Below are 18,089 nucleotides of genomic sequence, written 5' to 3'. Positions count from 1 at the left end.
CGTATCGTTGATGCAGGGGACCGAGCCTTTATAAGGGACCCCTATGATCTCTCATCGAAAACTCGAAACCGTACTCAACCATCTACTTGAACCCCACGCCATCAAGGATTACTGCCCCAATGGGTTGCAGGTGGAAGGGCGCGCGCGCATTCGCAAGGTCGTGACCGGCGTCACCGCCAGTCAGGCTCTGATCGATGCGGCCGTGGCTCTCGACGCCGATGCCATTCTGGTCCATCACGGTTACTTCTGGAGCGGCGAGCCGGCCCAGATCACCGGCATGAAGCAGCGTCGCCTCAAGACCCTGCTCACTCACGACATCAACCTGTTTGCCTACCATCTACCCCTGGATGTGCATCCCGAGGTGGGTAACAACGCCCAGCTTGCCAAGCTGCTGGATATCAAGGTGCGCCGTGGCCTGGAGCCCTGGAACAGCAAGAGCGTCGCCATGGTGGGCAAGCTGGAACAGCCGATGAGCGGTCGCGATTTTGCAACGCGCATCGCCGAACGACTCGGCCGTGAACCCCTTTATTGTGGTGACACAGGCCCCGAGCTTATCCGCTCCGTGGCCTGGTGCACTGGCGGTGGCCAGAGCTATATCAATCTGGCGGCGGAGCAGGGGATCGATGCCTTCATCTCCGGCGAAGCCTCCGAGCAGACCATCCACACCGCCCGCGAGATGGGCATGCATTTCTATGCGGCCGGGCACCATGCTACCGAGCGCTACGGCATCAAGGCGCTGGGAGAGTGGCTGGCGACCGTACACGGGCTGGATGTGACCTTTATCGATATCGACAATCCGGTGTAAGTTCGATTAGCCGCGTAGCGGCGTAATCGGACATGACTGCAGCAATTGAGCGAGTAGATAGAAATGACAAGGGAGGCCTGAGCCTCCCTTGTTACATTTTGCATGCTGCGCTTAGCGGTTACTCGCAGGCATGACCTGCGGGGCCAAGGGCGGCACCGTCCAGCAGGACGGTATCGCCCTGCATTCTTAACCTTCCTTCGCAGAACCACTGCACCACCAGCGGGTAGATGCTGTGCTCCTGGACCTGCACCCGGGCCGCCACTTCCTCGACATCGTCACCTTCGAAGATGGGGACGCGAGCCTGCAGGATCACGGGACCGCCATCCAGCTCTTCGGTGACGAAATGGACGCTGGCACCGTGCTCGCTATCACCGGCATCAATAGCCCGCTGGTGAGTGTGCAAGCCCTGATACTTGGGCAGCAGTGAAGGGTGGATGTTGATCATCCGCCCTGCAAAGTGACGCACCAGATCGGCACTCAGGATCCGCATAAAGCCAGCCAGTACCACCAGATCCGGCTGATAGTCATCCATCAGCGCCTGCAGGGCGACGTCATACTCCGCCCGGCTGGCAAACTGCTGCTGGGCCAGAATGGAGGTCGCCACCCCGGCCGTTTGCGCACGCACCAAGCCGTAGGCATCGGCCTTGTTGCTGATGACGCCGACCACTTCGCCGGCAATCTTGCCGCTGGCGCAACTGTCGAGAATAGCCTGCAGGTTGCTGCCGCTGCCGGAGACAAGCACCAGGATGCGTTTCATGGGGGAGGTCATTTGGCTGTTGATCCGGTCATTCATTGAATGATGACCTGCTCCTCACCCTCTGCCGCCTTGGCGATATGGCCTATGTGCCATGCATTCTCGCCTTCAGCCTTGAGCAGGGTCAGCGCTTTTTCAAGCTGATCCGCCGGCAGGGCGATGATCATGCCGACACCGCAGTTGAAGGTACGGTACATTTCGTGGCGGGTGACGTTGCCGGCCTGTTGCAACCAGCTGAACACCGCCGGCCACTGCCAGCTCTGCTCGTCGATCACCGCTTGGGTGTTGGCGGGTAGTACGCGTGGGATGTTTTCCCAGAATCCGCCGCCGGTGATGTGGGACAGAGCGTGGATCTCGCACTCCTTGATGAGCTTGAGCACCGGCTTCACATAGATGCGGGTCGGCTCCAGCAAGGCGTTGGCCAGGGTGGTATCACCTAGCGGCTGGTGCACATCGGCCTTGGAGACCTCAAGGATCTTGCGGACCAGAGAAAAACCGTTGGAGTGGGGGCCACTGGCAGCCAGGGCGATCAGGGCATCGCCGTCACCCACTTTGCTGCCGTCGATGATCTCGCTCTTTTCCACCACACCGACGCAGAAACCGGCGATGTCGTAGTCTTCCCCTTCATACATGCCCGGCATCTCGGCGGTTTCGCCGCCTACCAAGGCACAACCTGATTGCTCACAGCCGACACCGATACCGGTGACAACGGCCGCGGCCGTGTCCACGTCCAGCTTGCCGGTGGCATAGTAGTCGAGGAAGAACAGGGGCTCAGCACCCTGTACGATCAGGTCGTTGACGCACATGGCCACCAGGTCGATACCGACGGTATCGTGCTTTTTCAGATCGATGGCGAGACGCAGCTTGGTGCCCACACCATCGGTACCGGAGACCAGTACCGGTTCCTTGTAGCCCGCAGGGATTTGACACAGGGCCCCAAAGCCGCCAAGACCACCAAGGACTTCAGGACGACGAGTGCGTTTTGACACGCCCTTGATACGTTCAACCAGTGCATTGCCAGCATCGATATCTACGCCAGCATCCTTGTAGCTCAGTGAGGTTTTGTCAGTCACGCGTATTCCCCGTCATATGAAGAAGTGGAGGGTAAAATTCGGGGCGTATTCTAACAGTGGCCGAGTAAAAGCAGAAAGGAAATCGTTTGCGCGTTTTTGCGTGGAAAAGCTCTACAAGCCGTGGCTTTTGTTGTATGATTCCGCGATTTTTTTCGCGGCAGTTAGAGGAGATAATAATGAAAGTCGTTGAAGTCAAACACCCCCTGGTCAAACACAAAATCGGGTTGATGCGTGAAGGCGATATCAGCACCAAGCGTTTCCGTGAACTGGCCAAAGAAGTGGGCAGTTTGTTGACCTACGAAGCGACCTCTGACTTCGAAACCGAGAAGGTTACCATCGACGGCTGGAACGGACCAGTGGAAGTTGACCAGATCAAGGGCAAGAAGGTCACTGTCGTGCCCATCCTGCGTGCCGGTCTTGGCATGATGGATGGCGTGCTGGAGCACATGCCGAGCGCCCGCGTCAGCGTGGTCGGTATCTACCGCGATGAAGAGACTTTGCAACCGGTTCCCTACTTCGAGAAGATCGTCAGCAACATCGAAGAGCGCCTGGCGCTGGTCATCGACCCCATGCTGGCCACTGGCGGCTCCATGATTGCCACCATCGACCTGCTGAAAAAGAAAGGCTGCCAATCCATCAAGGTGCTGGTGCTGGTCGCCGCGCCCGAAGGCATCAAGGCGCTGGAAGCCGCTCACCCCGACGTTGAGCTCTACTGCGCCTCCGTCGATCAGGGCCTGAACGAGAAAGGCTATATTGTCCCGGGTCTGGGGGATGCTGGCGACAAGATCTTTGGTACCAAGTAATTCCTGATGCCTTGACCACCTTCTCTGTATGAGGGGTGAGAATGGAGCCGGCGCCTTGCCGGCTCTGCTGTTTATGGCATCCTCTGTCTTGCTGCAATGCGCGCCTTGCCGCTACCATAAGCAGCATCTCCCATTTCGAGACTCCTCTCATGCTCAAACGTGTTGTGACCGCCCTCTGCTGCGGCTTGTCATTCATGGTCTCGGCCGCTCAGGTGACCGATCTCTATCAGGGCAAGGCGCCCACCAGCGGCGACATGGTGGCTGCCCAGTCCCAGGCGCTGGGGGATGTGCTCGTCAAGGTGACCGGCAAACGGGACATCCTCACCCAGCCTGACGTGGTCAAGGCGCTGGCCGCCCCCGGCGACTATGTGCAGCACTATGGCTATCAGGATGTGGGGCCGGTCAAGTTTCTGAAAGCCGACTTCAACGTGGCCAAGGTCAATGCCCTGATCTCCCAAAGCAAGTTTGCCCTGCTGGGGCCTGCAAGGCCACAGATGGCGCTCTGGCTGGTGATCAATGAGGGGGAGCGCCGCATCCTGCCGGATCAATCCAGCGATGGCTGGGCCAGCGCACTGCGAACCCAGAGCCAGGCCATGGGACTGCCGGTCAGCATTCCTTTGATGGATCTCGATGACAACATGGCGGTCAACGCCACTGACGTCTGGGGTCGTTTTGCCGCTCCCATACTGCAGGCGAGCCAGCGTTATGGCGCCGAGATGGTGGTGCTGGGCAAGCTGACACCGGAAGGTGACAAGTGGAGCATGGACTGGGGCCTTTATGGACCCAAGGCCGGTAGCGAGCTGTCCGAACTCACCCGTGGCAGCAGCAGTGGTACCCAGGCCGAGGTGGCGCAGCATTTTGCCGATGAGCTGGCTGCCTGGCTGGTACAGAACTATGGCGCGCGCATTTCGGGTGTCGCTTCCAGTCAGACACTGGTGGTGGAAGGTTTGTCTGGTATTGATGGCATGATCACGGTGCAGAAGATGCTGCAGGGGATGGCCAGCGTGACCAAGGTGACTATCGGCAAGCTGGAGGGGGACAAGGTGACCTTCGATCTCTCGTTGCAGGGCGACAAGGCCGAGCTCATCCGCGGCCTGCAACTGGAGAGCCGGTTGCGCCAGATTGATGATAATGACAGCGGTTTGCGTTACCAATGGTCGCAGCCCTGATCATTTCATCGTGTTCCCGACCGCCCGGCCAAGTCCGGGCGGTTCTCTATCTGCCTTTGCGATGGTACACTCTGGCACAAATGTCACAGTCAAAGCCTAACGAGTGAAGCAACCGGCCCAACTGTCTTTAGCCGTACAACTACCGGATGATGAAACCTTCGTCAGTTTTTATCCCGGCAACAATGCTCATCTGATCACCGCCCTCAAGAATGCGGCCATTGGTCAGGGATCGCCTTTCCTCTATTTCTGGGGCGCCAAGGGATCGGGACGCTCCCATCTGCTCCATGCAACCTGTGCCGAGGTCAATGCCCGCGATGCGGCGGCGGCCTATCTCTCCCTCGATCAATTTGAACAGCTGGATCCCAGCATGCTCGACGCCCTCGAAAGCTTGCCACTGGTCTGTCTCGACAGCCTGGAAGCCATCGCCGGCAATGCGCAGTGGGAACGTGCCCTGTTCGATTTTTACAATCGCTGGCAGGAGAAGGGGGAAGGTACCCTGGTGGTCACGGGTTGCAGCGCACCGCGCAAGCTGGGGCTGCAACTGCCGGATCTCGCCTCCCGCCTCGACTGGGGGGTGAGTTTCCATCTCGACGAGCTGGATGATGAAGGCAAGCTCAGTGCCCTGCAGCTGCGTGCCGAGCTGCGGGGCTTCAAATTGCCCATCGATGTGGGCCGCTTCCTGCTCAACCGACTCTCCCGCGACATGCGCACCTTGCTTACCACCCTCAATCAGCTCGATAACGCCTCATTTCGCGCCAAGCGCAAACTCACCATCCCCTTTGTGAAAGAGATCCTCGAACTTTGAGCGGGCTGTGGCTGCGTGTGCGGGTAAACCCGGATTGAAACCAAAAAGAAACCCCGGCACCAGGCCGGGGTTTTTGTCTGTGCGATTGTCGTCATCAGTGGAACTGATCTTCTTCGGTCGAACCTGTCAGTGCTGTCACTGAAGATTGTCCACCCTGAATGACGGTAGTGACTTTGTCGAAGTAGCCTGTGCCCACTTCCTGCTGGTGGGCAACGAAGGTGTAACCACGGCTGGCGGCGGCAAATTCCGGCTCTTGCACCATCTCGACGTAGTGCTTCATCCCCTCGCCACGGGCGTACTGGTAAGCCAGTTCGTACATGTGGAACCACATGTTGTGGATGCCAGCGAGGGTGATGAACTGGTACTTGTAACCCATGTCGGACAGCTCCTGCTGGAAGCGGGCGATGGTGGCATCGTCCAGGTTCTTCTTCCAGTTGAAGCTGGGGGAGCAGTTGTAGGCCAGTATGGTGTCCGGGTACTGCGCCTTGATGGCTTCGGCAAACTTGCGCGCCTCGTCCAGATCCGGCTTGGCGGTTTCACACCACACCATGTCGGCATAAGGGGCATAAGCCAAGCCACGGGAGATGGCCTGCTCGATACCCGCCTGCACCTTGTAGAAACCTTCGGCGGTACGCTCACCGGTCAGGAAGCCTGAATCGTACGGATCCGCATCCGTGGTCAGCAAGTCCGCCGCGTTGGCGTCGGTACGGGCGATCACCAGGGTGGTGGTGCCACAGACGTCGGCTGCGAGGCGTGCTGCAACCAGCTTCTGCACCGCTTCCTGAGTCGGCACCAGCACTTTGCCACCCATGTGGCCGCACTTCTTGACCGATGCCAGCTGATCTTCGAAGTGTACGCCGGCGGCGCCCGCTTCAATCATCCCCTTCATCAGCTCGAAGGCGTTCAGCACGCCGCCGAAACCGGCTTCGGCATCCGCCACGATCGGCAGGAAGTAGTCGATGAAACCGGCATCCTGCGGCCCCACCTTGTTGGCCCACTGGATCTGGTCGGCACGGGCAAACGAGTTGTTGATGCGCTCAACCACCGAGGGGACGGAGTTGGCCGGGTAGAGAGACTGATCCGGATACATGGTGGAGGACAAGTTGTTGTCCGCCGCCACTTGCCAGCCGGAGAGGTAGATGGCCTCTATACCTGCCTTGGCCTGCTGCACTGCCTGGCCGCCGGTCAGGGCGCCGAGGCAGTTGACGTAGCCTTTCTTGGCGCTGCCGTGGATCAGCTCCCACAGTTTGTCGGCGCCGCGCTGAGCCAGGGTGTGCACCGGCTGCAAGCTGCCGCGCAGATTCACCACGTCTTCGGCGCTGTAGCCGCGCTTGATCCCTTTCCAGCGGGGGTTTTCTGCCCAGTCTTTCTCGATAGCCTGGATCTGTTGCTCACGGGTCAGTGCCATATCAGTTCCCTCTTTCATTGATTTCACGTTTCCATTGACTTGTTATTGGCGGGCTCCGCTGGGGAGACCCGAAGTTCAGAGCCGCTCGTAACCGGGCAGCGTCAGAAAATCGATCAGGGTATCGGCGCAGGTGATCTGCTCCATCAACTCGCTCGCTTCGGCAAAGCGTCCTGCTTGCCAGCGGGCGGCGCCCACCTCATGTTTGACCACCTCCTGCTCCTCGGCCAGCATCTGGCGAAACAGCGCCTTGGTCACCACCTTGCCGTTGGAGAGGCTCTTGCCGTGGCGGATCCATTGCCAGATGGAGGTGCGGGAGATCTCGGCGGTGGCCGCATCTTCCATCAGGCCATAGATGGGCACACAGCCATTGCCACCAATCCAGGCTTCCAGATATTGCAGGGCGACCCGGATATTGGTGCGCATGCCCGTTTCGGTACGTTCGCCTTCACAGGGAGCCAGCAGGTCGGCCGCTGTGATGGGCGCATCCTGCTCACGCAATACGCCGATCTGGTTCTTGGCGCCTGCCGGTATGGTGGCGTTGAATACCGCCATGGCGGTGTCGGCGAGGCCGGGGTGGGCGACCCAGGTGCCATCGTGGCCATTGCTTGCTTCCCGCTCCTTGTCTGCCTTGACCTTGGCAAAGACCTGCTCGTTGACGGCGGCATCCTTGGCCGGGATAAAGGCGGCCATGCCGCCCATGGCAAGAGCGCCCCGCTTGTGACAGGTCTTGATCAGCAGGCGTGAATAGGCTGAGAGGAAGGGTTTGTCCATGGTGACCACCTGACGATCAGGCAGTACCCGATCCGGATGGTTCTTCAACGTCTTGATGTAGCTGAAGATGTAGTCCCAGCGGCCGCAGTTCAGCGCGACTATGTGATCCTTCATCTGATAGAGCAGCTCATCCATCTCGAATACGGCCGGCAGGGTTTCGATCAGCACGGTGGCCTTGATGGTGCCGCGGGGCAGACCGAACTTGTCCTCGGTCCAGGCGAACACTTCGCTCCACCAGCGCCCTTCCAGATGGCTCTGCAACTTGGGCACGTAGAAGTAGGGGCCCGAGCCTTTAGCCAGCAGCGCCTGATAGTTGTGCAGGAAATAGAGGGCAAAATCGAACAGACCGCCGGGGATGGGCTCACTATCGAAGGTGACATGTTTTTCCGGCAGGTGCAGGCCACGCACCCGGCAGATGAGCACGGCCGGATTGGGATTCAGGGTATAGGCCTTGCCTTCCGGACTGGTGTAGGAGACGGTGCCATTGACCGCATCGCGCAGGTTGATTTGACCCTCGATCACTTTATTCCAGGCAGGAGCCAGGGAATCTTCGAAGTCCGCCATGAAGACTTTGACATTGGCGTTGAGGGCGTTGATGACCATCTTGCGCTCAACTGGCCCCGTTATCTCTACCCGGCGGTCTTGCAAGTCGGCCGGGATACCGCGCACCGTCCAGTCGCCTGCACGGATGTGTGCTGTTTCCGGCAAAAAGTCCGGCAGCTCGCCGCCATCGATACGGGCCTGGCGTGCCACACGTTGTTTCAACAATTCGCCCCGTTGGGGAGCAAAGCGTTCCACCAGTTCGGATACCAGGGCCACCGCATCCGGCGTCAGAATTTGCGCGTATTCGGGAAGCATCTCGCCCTGGATGCGCAGACGGGCGCTACAGTGGGTCTGGGCCGGTGCCGACATAGGGTTCACTCCTTTGAGAATTACATTTTGAACTAATTAACTACGACTAAAGTCGATCCCTGTTCTTTCAAACTTCCCGTAACAACGGGATAACACGATTCATAAGGTGCGAAATATTGCCCTCTCCGTCAACCACTTTTTTAAAACGCCCGTTTCTGATACATAGTTAAGGTTATGTTTTTAATGGAATTATGTGATTAGCGCAAATGCTCTATGCAGATGGATATGCTCTTGGTTTCCCACCCCCTGTGGTGGTGTGAGCCTGCGGTGTTTTGAATACCTGGAATGTAACTAATTACGTAATAAAATTACAAATGCAAAAACAAATCCCGACCTTACTCCAAGCTTTCAGAAAACGGTTGTATGAAATGAAATTTGGGATCTCGGTGAATACTCAGCTCTGGCCAGTGTTGGCTATTGAACGTTTGTTTAAAACTTGAATAGGGAAGAGGGGCAGAATGGGGTTTATCTCGTCAGCAGGGGAAAAGTGACGAGCAATAACGTAGGTTTGTATCACCTTGGCTTGCTATTTGGGGTGATGAGGGGAGGAGGTTGGGGAGTGGATAAAACTGATAAGTCGTAGTTACGCAGCATTTTATTGTTATTTGTGTCAGTGGGCCTTCCTGGCACCCGGGGAAGGTAAAAGGGTGGCGAAACCCAAGGGTTCAGCGGCCACTTTTCCTCTTCTACTCTATCTTGAGCGGGATCAGTATTCGTCGTCCGGCGCCGCCAGATCGACCACATCCAGATGCACTATAGTGCCGTATTCATGCTCGCCGAGTTCGATGTCGGCTTGTGGCAGGGGGGCTGGGTGGGGCTGTGATTCAACTGCTTGCGTCATGGGTGCTTGCCTCATTGGATTGCAAGCCGGTCGGTGACTCCATCACCCGGATTCCCACCTCCCTGTTTCATTGCCGGCGGAAAAGTCGCGTATCCTAGCGACACTCGCCACAGGTTTCAAGTGATTCTGAATAAAAAATATACCACCAATGTGTGATGGCTCTGTGGTGGCGCCTGCCGGACAGAGTACTGCCAGGGTCATAAGGAGGGTGAAGGGGCTGGAGTGAAATGGAGGTAAAAAAATAGCCCAGTCGTTTGACTGGGCTATTTCTCGGGGATAATGGTCGGTGTGAGAGGATTCGAACCTCCGACCCTCTACACCCCATGCAGATGCGCTACCTGGCTGCGCTACACACCGACGAGGTCAGTTCGAGCTGACGGAAGGGAGTCTAATGATATGAATCTGTTGGTGCAACTCCTTTTTTATCAGTGAGATGTCGATTGCTTCTTTATTGCTCAGTCAAGATGCTGCTTGGGCCGGCCACGGAGATTTGGCATAATCGCCGCCCCGTATTGCGGTGGAAAAATTGCGCCGCAGGCCTAGCTTGGCGACTGTGGTCAAGGCGCCAGCATCCACAGGCGTGGTGCCTGTCCCTGGTGCAGGCAAGCGCTGATGAGCGCAGTCACATGCAGGGCAAGCCGTCATGAACAACCAATCGGTCATGAACAACCAATCGAGAGAGGAGCAAGGGGTGGAACCATCAGCAGCCGCAGTATCCCTGAGCCAGACAGCGCAGCAAGCAGAGCAGGATGAGCGCTGGATGCACCATGCCATGGCACTGGCAGCCCGGGCCGAGGGGATCGGCGAGATCCCGGTCGGTGCCGTGCTGGTGCTGGGGGACGAAGTGGTCGGTGAGGGGTGGAATCGCTCCATCAGCGAGCATGATGCGTGTGCCCATGCGGAGATCATGGCGATCCGCGCAGCCGGTGCCCGACTGGAAAACTACCGTCTGATCGATACCGTGCTGTATGTGACACTGGAGCCTTGCTGCATGTGCGCCGGTGCCCTCATTCACAGCCGAGTCAAACGGGTGGTGTTCGGGGCGCGGGATCTCAAAACGGGAGCGGCAGGTTCCGTATTCGAGATTTTGCAGGACCCCCGCCACAACCACAGAGTGTCGTTGACGGAGGGGGTGCTGGCAGATGCCTGCTCGGCCCAGCTCTCGGCCTTCTTCAAGCGCCGCCGCGCCGAGAAAAAGGCCGCCAGACAGGCATTGCAGCAAGCGACCGACTCTTCTTCTTGATGCAAGTGGGGGAGACTTTTGCCGCTCCCGCTTCTCACCATCCAATGTATTTTCATATAAAACAGTTGGTTGAATCTGTTTCTTGCCGAAAAGTGCCGCCATTTCCTTCTTCGAAAATAAGCTCTGCTCAAGGGGCTTTGATGTAACAAAACTGTCATGCAACCGCCATATAATGCCGCCAAGCCTAGCTCACATTGAGGTCTTGCATGTCATCGGAATCGATCAACCTGGTCATGGCGGGCAGTAGAAAACGCCGGATCAAGGATAAGTTGGCCAAGTTCGGGGTCACCACAGGCGGTGCCCTGGTGCTGGTGGCCTTGTTGCTCATTTTTTTCTATCTGCTGTATGTGGTGAAACCTATTTTCAATGGCGCCACCATGGAGCCGACCGCATCGTTTACCCTGCCCATTGCGGGCAAGACTGCCTGGCTCGGGATGGAGGAGCAGAACGAGATTGGCTATCGCTTCAGCAATAAGGGGCTGGTCAACTTCTTTGCTCTTCAGGGAGATGGCAAGGTCAAGGTGGGACAAGCCATTGGTCAGGCCCAGGTTGCCGGTGACATCACGACTGTCACCAGCCCGGCGCCGGGTCAGAAGCTCATCGCCTACGGTTTTGCCGATGGCAAGGCTCTGGTCATGGAGCCCCATTTCAAGGTGTCCTACCCCAATGACGTGCGGGTCATCGAGCCCAGCCTGAGATATCCCTTCGGCGAAGAGCCGGTAGTGATCGATCCCCAAGGCAAGGCGCTGCAGTTCATGGTATTCGAAGCCACCAAGGACAAGATGGCCACCGCCGCCGTGACCGAAGATGGTCGCGGCGTGATGACGGTGATGAGCGGCGAGGAGAACTTCATTTCCGGCGACGTGGAGTGGAGCGCCCAGAACTACAGCATTCCTTCTCTGCCGAGCCATGTGGATCAGATGCTGCTGACCCCCAACTTGCGCATCCTGTTTGTGCGTGAGGGCAACCGCCTCTCTGTCTACGACATCCACAATCTCAATGACATCGCCCTGCGCAACGTGTTGGAGATCAACGCCCCCAATGCCAATGTGACCCGGATTGAGCTGCTCGCCGGTGCCTCCTCTTTGCTGGTGGGCAACGACAACGGTGTCATCTCCCAGTGGTTCGAAGTGGCCAAGGATGGCAAGCGTCAGTTCACCCAGATCCGTGACTTCAAGAGTGATGGTTCTGTGGATCTGCTGACCCCGGAGCACTTTCGCAAGGGCTTTGTCAGCGCAGGCAAGGATGGCACCATCAGCTTCTTCCACGCCACCGGCGAGAGCAAGCTGCTGAGCGAGAAGATAGAGGGGGGCGCACTGTTGGCGCTGGCCATCTCGCCCCGCCACAACGTGCTGCTGATGCAGCAGGACGATACCTTCAAGCTGTTTGCGGTCGAGAATGACCACCCTGAAGTGACCTGGTCTGCCCTGTGGCAAGAGGTGTGGTATGAAGGCTACCCGGAGCCCATGTATGTGTGGCAATCCACCTCTGCCAGCAACGATTTCGAAGCCAAGCTGAGCCTGATCCCCATTTCGTTCGGCACGCTGAAGGCGGCATTCTACGCCATGATGTTTGCGGTCCCGCTGGGGGTCGCCGGCGCCATCTATACCGCTTATTTCATGTCCGCCGGCATGCGCAAGTTCGTCAAGCCGACCATAGAAATCATGGAGGCACTGCCAACCGTCATACTCGGTTTTCTGGCTGGTCTGTGGCTGGCACCCATTGTCGAGGATTACCTGCCAGGGATCTTCATGATGCTGGTGATGCTGCCGATGGGGATGTTGCTGGCCGCCCTGGCCTGGCATCTGCTGCCGGGCAAGCTCAAGCAGTGCGTGCCGGAAGGGAGCCAGGCTGTCTTGCTGATCCCCGTGGTGCTGTTGGTCGGCTGGTTGTCATTGACCCTGAGTCCTGTGGTGGAAAATGCCTTCTTTGGCGGGGATACCCGTAGCTGGCTGACCCATGAAATGGGGATCAAGTTTGACCAGCGCAACTCCCTGGTGGTTGGTATCGCCATGGGCTTTGCGGTCATTCCCACCATCTTCTCCATCGCCGAAGACGCTGTCTTCTCCGTGCCCAAGCATCTGACTCAAGGATCGCTGGCACTGGGTGCCACTACGTGGCAGACACTGAGCCGTGTGGTGATCCTCACCGCCAGCCCGGGCATCTTCTCGGCAGTGATGATGGGTCTTGGCCGCGCCGTGGGCGAGACCATGATAGTGCTGATGGCGACCGGCAATACCCCCATCATGGACTTCTCCATGTTCCAGGGACTGCGAACCCTGGCTGCCAACATAGCGGTGGAGATGCCGGAATCGGAAGTGGGCAGCTCCCACTACCGGGTACTGTTCCTCGCGGCCTTCGTACTGTTTGTGTTCACCTTTTTCTTCAACACCCTGGCCGAGTTCGTGCGTCAGCGGTTGCGTGAAAAATACAGCTCCATGTAACGGGCAAGGAATCGACAATGGGTAAGTGGTTTAAGTCAGGGGCCCCCTGGATCTGGATGACAGGCGGTGCAGTCAGCCTGAGTCTGGTGGCGGTACTGGGTCTGTTGCTGCTCATCGGCTGGCGTGGTCTGATCTATTTCTGGCCTCACCCCATCTATGAGTGGCAGATCCAAGATGTCAGCGGCAACAAGAGCGTCTTGATCGGTGAAATCAATGACAGCGAACTGGTGCCGGTGGAGCGGCTGCGGGCTGCGGGTATTCCGCTGGAAGGTGAAGATCGCGAGGTGTTGACCCGCTATCTGGTCAAGACCGGCAACCGTGAGTTCGTCGACCTCGATTTCCGCTGGGTGCTGGAGACTGACATCAAGTCCCAGTCACTGCCTGCCGAGATGGCGGTGATTGAACGTACCACCAATGGTAACTTCTATGGTTATGTGGTGCAGGCCAAGGAAGATGGCGTGGTCCATGAGCAGGATCTGCACAAGGTACTCAAGAGGATGCTGGCTCGCAGCAACGGCCTCTCCGAGCAGGCCAGCAAGCTGCAAAAAGGTGCCATAGGATCAATCAACTACCAGTTGGAGAAGTTGCGTCTCAAAGAGCGCAAGGCCGAGCTCAATGATGAGCTGACCGATCAGCTTAAAGCCGAGCTGGTCGAAGAGCGCAAGGCACTCAACGACCGCTATCAAATATTGGAAAAGGAACTCTTTTCCCTGCGTGCCCAAGCGGATCGTGATGCCATCACAGTCAAGGACATGCGTGGCGAGCTGGTGACCATGCCCATGTCCAAGGTACTGGATGTGACCTGGCCCAACGCCATGGGATTGCCTGCCAAGGTGGGCCACTGGTTCCATCAGATAGGCAAGTTCGTCACGGGTGAGCCTCGCGAGGCCAACACGGAAGGCGGTGTGTTCCCGGCCATCTTCGGCACCGTCTTCATGGTGATCCTGATGGCGATCATCGTCACGCCCCTCGGCGTGGTGGCGGCGGTCTACCTGCACGAGTATGCGGGCAAGAATAGCCTGACCAAGCTTATCCGCATCGCTGTGATCAACCTGGCGGGTGTGCCCTCCATCGTCTATGGCGTGTTTGGTCTGGGCTTCTTTGTCTATACCCTGGGTGGCTCGCTGGATCAGCTGTTCTACCCGGAGGCGCTGCCAAGCCCGACCTTTGGCTCACCCGGTGTCATCTGGTCGGCACTGACCCTGGCCATCCTGACCCTGCCTGTGGTGATCGTCTCCACCGAAGAGGGACTGTCCCGTATTCCCAGCACCATCCGTCAGGGTTCACTGGCGCTGGGGGCCACCCAGGCCGAAACCCTGTGGCGTATCGTGCTGCCCATGGCGAGCCCGGCCATCATGACCGGCCTTATCCTGGCGATAGCCCGGGCCGCCGGTGAAGTGGCTCCGCTGATGCTGGTGGGGGTGGTGAAACTGGCGCCGACCCTGCCGATGGATGGCAACTTCCCGTACCTGCACGTGGAGCGCAAGTTCATGCACCTGGGCTTCCACATTTACGACGTGGGATTCCAGAGTCCGAACGTCGAAGCAGCGCGGCCGCTGGTGTATGCCACCTCCTTCCTGCTGGTGACGGTGATCGTTGGCTTGAACCTGACGGCCATCGGCATTCGTAACCACTTGCGTGAAAAATTCCGCTCTTTGGAACATTGATGCGGCAGTCCAGACGGATGTTGAGACAATGGATGAACAGCATGAACCTGACCGACATCACAGGCATTCGCAACCACTTGCGTGAGAAATTCCGGTCGCTGGAGCATTAATCCGGCGTCCTTGAGACAAGATCGAGAAAACAGATGCGCGGTTCAGAGAGTGCCGCCATCTGTCAGCAGCAATCATGGCGGTCGCTGGCAAGAGTCCGGCCACTCCAGACTGATTTTGAGGTAACAGATGATCAACGTAACGACCACATCCATTCAGCACACAGCGCTGGACCTGCTCAACCTGACCCCGGAGCAGACAGCGCTGGAGGTGAAGGATCTCAACCTCTACTACGGCAACAAGCAGGCGCTGTTCAACGTCAACATGAAGATCCCGAAAGGGCAGGTGACGGCCTTCATAGGCCCGTCCGGCTGCGGCAAGTCAACCCTGCTGCGCTGCATCAACCGGATGAATGATCTGGTGGAGATCTGCCGCATCGAAGGTGAAATCCAGCTGCACGGCCACAACATTTATGACAAGGGAGTGGATGTCTCCGCTCTGCGTCGTCAGGTCGGCATGGTGTTCCAGCGTCCTAACCCCTTCCCCAAATCCATCTACGAGAACGTGGTCTATGGTCTGCGCCTGCAGGGCATCAACGACAGACGCACCCTGGACGAGGCGGCCGAGCGTTCACTGCGTGGCGCGGCCCTATGGGAAGAGGTGAAGGATCGACTGCATGACAATGCATTTGGTCTCTCCGGTGGCCAGCAGCAGCGTCTGGTGATTGCCCGGGCCATCGCCATCGAGCCGGAAGTCTTGTTGCTGGATGAACCCACCTCGGCCCTCGACCCGATTTCGACGCTTACCATCGAGGAGCTGATCAACGAGCTCAAGAGCCAATTCACAGTGGTGATCGTGACCCACAACATGCAGCAGGCTGCGCGAGTGTCGGATCAGACGGCGTTCATGTACATGGGCGAGCTCATCGAATATGCGGACACCAACACCATCTTCACCACACCGGCCAAGAAAAAGACCGAAGATTACATCACTGGTCGCTACGGCTAAGGCATGGTTGGTGCAATAAGGTGATTGATATGAACAGCAAGAAACAGATTACCGGCCAGTTCAACGGCTAAGGCATAATCGGAGCATCAAGGATTATTTGTATGGACAATATGAACCTCAATAAACACATCTCCGGTCAGTTCAATGCCGAGCTTGAGAATGTGCGCAATCAGGTGCTGGTGATGGGCGGTCTGGTGGAGCAACAGCTTACCGACGCCATCGCCGCCATCCACGATCAGGATCTGGACGCGGCGCGCAAGATAGTGGCCAATGACCACAAGGTCAACGCCATGGAAGTGGCCATCGACGAAGAATGCACCCGCATCATCGCCAAACGCCAGCCCACAGCGTCCGACTTGCGTCTGGTGATGGCCATCATCAAGACCATCACGGATCTGGAACGCATCGGCGACGTGGCGGACAAGATAGCCCGCATGCTGACCGACAACGCCAACAAGCCACAGCCGCCGCTGGTGTCCCTCGAGAACATGGGGCGCCGCACCATCAAGATGCTGCACGACGTGCTCGATGCGTTTGCCCGCATGGATCTGGAGGCGGCCATCGCCGTCTACAAGGAAGATGACAAGGTAGATCGGGAGTACGAGTCCATCATCCGTGAGCTGATGACCTACATGATGGAAGATCCGCGCACCATCCCCCAGGTACTCAACGTACTGTGGGCGGCGCGTGCCATCGAGCGGGTCGGCGATCGCTGTCAGCACATCTGCGAGTACATCGTTTACTACGTCAAGGGCAAGGACGTTCGCCACACCAAGGTTGACGAGCTGAGCGATCTGCTTGGCAAGAGCTGATGAAATGAATAAAAAGGCGCGTTTCGCGCCTTTTTTGTTGCACTGCGTGTCAGAGCAAGATATAGCCACCCGGATGGCGGTTTTCTGCTAGAATATGCCCCCTGTGTGAGTCTCGGATGGACTCACGGTCTGGTCTCCCAGGCCCAGTTTGCCGTCTTGTGCTAAGGCGGGTGTAGCAATAGGTTAATCATGAGTTTTGCCGATAGTATATTTCTTCTGATGCTGCTGGTTGCCGGCAGTGTGTTCTTCTCCCTTTCCGAGATCTCCCTCGCCGCCTCCCGCAAGATCAAATTGCAGGTGATGGCCGATGAGGGGAACCGCCATGCCGCCAAGGTGCTGGCGCTGCAGGCCCAGCCGGGTAATTTCTTTACCGTGGTGCAAATTGGCCTCAACACTGTCGCCATCCTGGGCGGTATCCTGGGCGAGTCTGCCCTGAATCCGGCCATCAAGGAGTTCATCTTCAGCTTCTATCAGGGCCCCTGGCTTGGCCAGATAAGTTCTGCCGCCTCCTTCGTGTTCGTCACCGGCATGTTCATCCTGATAGCAGACCTGATGCCCAAGCGCCTGGCCATGACCATGCCGGAGCGGATCGCCGTTGTGGTGGTACGCCCCATGCTGCTGTGCGTGACCCTGCTGATGCCGCTGGTGTGGTTCTTCAATGGCATGGCGAATGCGTTGTTCCGTCTGCTGCGGGTCTCCATGATACGCAACGACGAGATCACCTCCGACGATATCTATGCGGTGATGGATGCGGGCGCCGAGGCGGGCGTTATTCAGCGCGAAGAGCATCAGCTCATCGAGAACGTGTTCGAGTTGCAGTCCCTCGGCGTCACCTCCGCCATGACGGCGAGAGAGAGCCTGATTTACTTCACCCTGCAAGAGGGTGAAGAGAGCATCAAGGCCAAGATCGCCGAGCACCCCCACAACAAGTTCCTGGTCTGTGACCACAACCTCGACAGCATCAAGGGCTTCGTCGATGCCAAAGAGTTGCTGATCCGCGTCATCAGCGGCCAGAGCATAGATCTCAACAGCGGCTCCCTGGTGCAGAACGTCATCATCATTCCCGATACCCTCAACCTCTACGAGGCAATGGAATACTTCAAGAACCACAGGGGTGACTTCGCCGTTGTGATGAACGAGTACGCCCTGGTCGTGGGGATAGTCACCATGAACGATCTGATGAGTACCGTCATGGGTGAGTGGGCCACCCACGTAGTGGAAGAGCAGATTGTGCAGCGGGATGAAAATTCCTGGCTGGTGGATGGCGTGACCCCCATCTCTGATGTGATGCGTGCTTTCGACATAGAGGCGTTTCCGGATAGCCAGAACTACGAGACCATCGCCGGTTTCATCATGTTCATGCTGCGCAAGATCCCCAAGCGTACCGACTCGGTCAAATACGCGGGCTACAAATTTGAAGTCGTGGATATCGACAGCTACAAGATCGACCAGCTGCTGGTCACTCGGGTTGAACCCATAGTGATCGACAAGTCCGCTCAGGAATCGTAAAGGAGCTACCAAGGAGT

The 18,089-nt window shown here is 57.8% G+C and carries 15 protein-coding genes and 1 tRNA gene; 10 read left to right on the top strand and 6 right to left on the bottom strand.

The window, feature by feature from the left end; genetic code table 11:
• Nucleotides 1-43 precede the first annotated feature (43 nt).
• On the top strand, nucleotides 44-805 hold the full coding sequence (locus GWQ29_RS00585) for a Nif3-like dinuclear metal center hexameric protein (RefSeq protein WP_276560681.1): 762 nt from the start codon (nucleotides 44-46) through the stop codon (nucleotides 803-805).
• Nucleotides 806-923: 118 nt separating this feature from the next.
• Here the strand turns inward: GWQ29_RS00585 and purN are convergent, their stop codons facing one another.
• Together purN and purM are read right to left on the bottom strand one after the other, a co-directional pair.
• Nucleotides 924-1,562, bottom strand: coding sequence for a phosphoribosylglycinamide formyltransferase (gene purN, locus GWQ29_RS00580; protein WP_201302874.1), 639 nt, complete (start codon nucleotides 1,560-1,562; stop codon nucleotides 924-926).
• A gap of 32 nt (nucleotides 1,563-1,594) precedes the next feature.
• Complete coding sequence (gene purM, locus GWQ29_RS00575) at nucleotides 1,595-2,632, bottom strand: phosphoribosylformylglycinamidine cyclo-ligase (protein ID WP_059112624.1); 1,038 nt, start codon at nucleotides 2,630-2,632, stop codon at nucleotides 1,595-1,597.
• A gap of 176 nt (nucleotides 2,633-2,808) precedes the next feature.
• Here purM and upp point away from each other — a divergent pair, with 176 nt between their 5' ends.
• The 3 genes from upp to hda all read left to right on the top strand — a co-directional run bounded on the left by upp (nucleotide 2,809) and on the right by hda (nucleotide 5,409).
• Nucleotides 2,809-3,435, top strand: a complete 627-nt coding sequence (upp, locus tag GWQ29_RS00570; protein WP_005320172.1) for a uracil phosphoribosyltransferase — start codon at nucleotides 2,809-2,811, stop codon at nucleotides 3,433-3,435.
• 149 nt (nucleotides 3,436-3,584) lie between these two features.
• Complete coding sequence (locus GWQ29_RS00565) at nucleotides 3,585-4,604, top strand: DUF2066 domain-containing protein (RefSeq protein WP_275918536.1); 1,020 nt, start codon at nucleotides 3,585-3,587, stop codon at nucleotides 4,602-4,604.
• A 103-nt stretch (nucleotides 4,605-4,707) separates the two neighbouring features.
• Nucleotides 4,708-5,409, top strand: coding sequence for a DnaA inactivator Hda (gene hda / locus GWQ29_RS00560; RefSeq protein ID WP_005320168.1), 702 nt, complete (start codon nucleotides 4,708-4,710; stop codon nucleotides 5,407-5,409).
• Between the two features lie 94 nt (nucleotides 5,410-5,503).
• On the opposite strand, the gene aceA is transcribed toward hda, so the two are convergent.
• From aceA to GWQ29_RS00540, 4 genes are all read right to left on the bottom strand, one after another.
• Complete coding sequence (aceA, locus tag GWQ29_RS00555; protein WP_021139226.1) at nucleotides 5,504-6,817, bottom strand: isocitrate lyase; 1,314 nt, start codon at nucleotides 6,815-6,817, stop codon at nucleotides 5,504-5,506.
• Between the two features lie 75 nt (nucleotides 6,818-6,892).
• Nucleotides 6,893-8,500 (bottom strand): malate synthase A, encoded by a 1,608-nt coding sequence (gene aceB, locus GWQ29_RS00550; protein WP_275918535.1) that lies wholly within the window; start codon nucleotides 8,498-8,500, stop codon nucleotides 6,893-6,895.
• A gap of 706 nt (nucleotides 8,501-9,206) precedes the next feature.
• The gene (locus GWQ29_RS00545) at nucleotides 9,207-9,341 is read right to left on the bottom strand and encodes a hypothetical protein (RefSeq protein ID WP_005320161.1); all 135 of its coding nucleotides are present in this window, start codon (nucleotides 9,339-9,341) and stop codon (nucleotides 9,207-9,209) included.
• A 280-nt stretch (nucleotides 9,342-9,621) separates the two neighbouring features.
• Nucleotides 9,622-9,698: transfer RNA gene (locus GWQ29_RS00540), tRNA-Pro, on the bottom strand.
• A gap of 304 nt (nucleotides 9,699-10,002) precedes the next feature.
• Between GWQ29_RS00540 and tadA the strand changes: the two genes are divergently transcribed.
• The 6 genes from tadA (at nucleotide 10,003) to GWQ29_RS00510 (ending at nucleotide 18,072) form a co-directional block, all read left to right on the top strand.
• A complete protein-coding gene (gene tadA, locus GWQ29_RS00535; RefSeq protein ID WP_139039509.1) occupies nucleotides 10,003-10,584 on the top strand; it encodes a tRNA adenosine(34) deaminase TadA in 582 nt (193 codons plus the stop codon).
• Between the two features lie 206 nt (nucleotides 10,585-10,790).
• The gene (locus GWQ29_RS00530; protein WP_275918534.1) at nucleotides 10,791-13,028 is read left to right on the top strand and encodes an ABC transporter permease subunit; all 2,238 of its coding nucleotides are present in this window, start codon (nucleotides 10,791-10,793) and stop codon (nucleotides 13,026-13,028) included.
• Between the two features lie 17 nt (nucleotides 13,029-13,045).
• The gene (gene pstA / locus GWQ29_RS00525; RefSeq protein WP_265463230.1) at nucleotides 13,046-14,695 is read left to right on the top strand and encodes a phosphate ABC transporter permease PstA; all 1,650 of its coding nucleotides are present in this window, start codon (nucleotides 13,046-13,048) and stop codon (nucleotides 14,693-14,695) included.
• 237 nt (nucleotides 14,696-14,932) lie between these two features.
• Nucleotides 14,933-15,751: a phosphate ABC transporter ATP-binding protein PstB gene (pstB, locus tag GWQ29_RS00520; RefSeq protein WP_159166747.1), complete on the top strand. Its 819-nt coding sequence runs from the start codon at nucleotides 14,933-14,935 to the stop codon at nucleotides 15,749-15,751.
• A gap of 101 nt (nucleotides 15,752-15,852) precedes the next feature.
• Nucleotides 15,853-16,563, top strand: a complete 711-nt coding sequence (phoU, locus tag GWQ29_RS00515) for a phosphate signaling complex protein PhoU (protein WP_111587581.1) — start codon at nucleotides 15,853-15,855, stop codon at nucleotides 16,561-16,563.
• 189 nt (nucleotides 16,564-16,752) lie between these two features.
• Entirely contained in the window at nucleotides 16,753-18,072 is a 1,320-nt protein-coding gene (locus GWQ29_RS00510) for a hemolysin family protein (RefSeq protein WP_275918533.1), read from the top strand.
• Nucleotides 18,073-18,089: the final 17 nt, after the last annotated feature.

Source organism: Aeromonas sp. 2HA2, from assembly GCF_029237345.1.
Taxonomy (GTDB): Bacteria; Pseudomonadota; Gammaproteobacteria; order Enterobacterales; family Aeromonadaceae; genus Aeromonas; species Aeromonas salmonicida.
The sequence above is the reverse complement of the archived record's forward strand: the minus strand, read 5'-3'. Positions and strand labels throughout refer to the sequence as shown.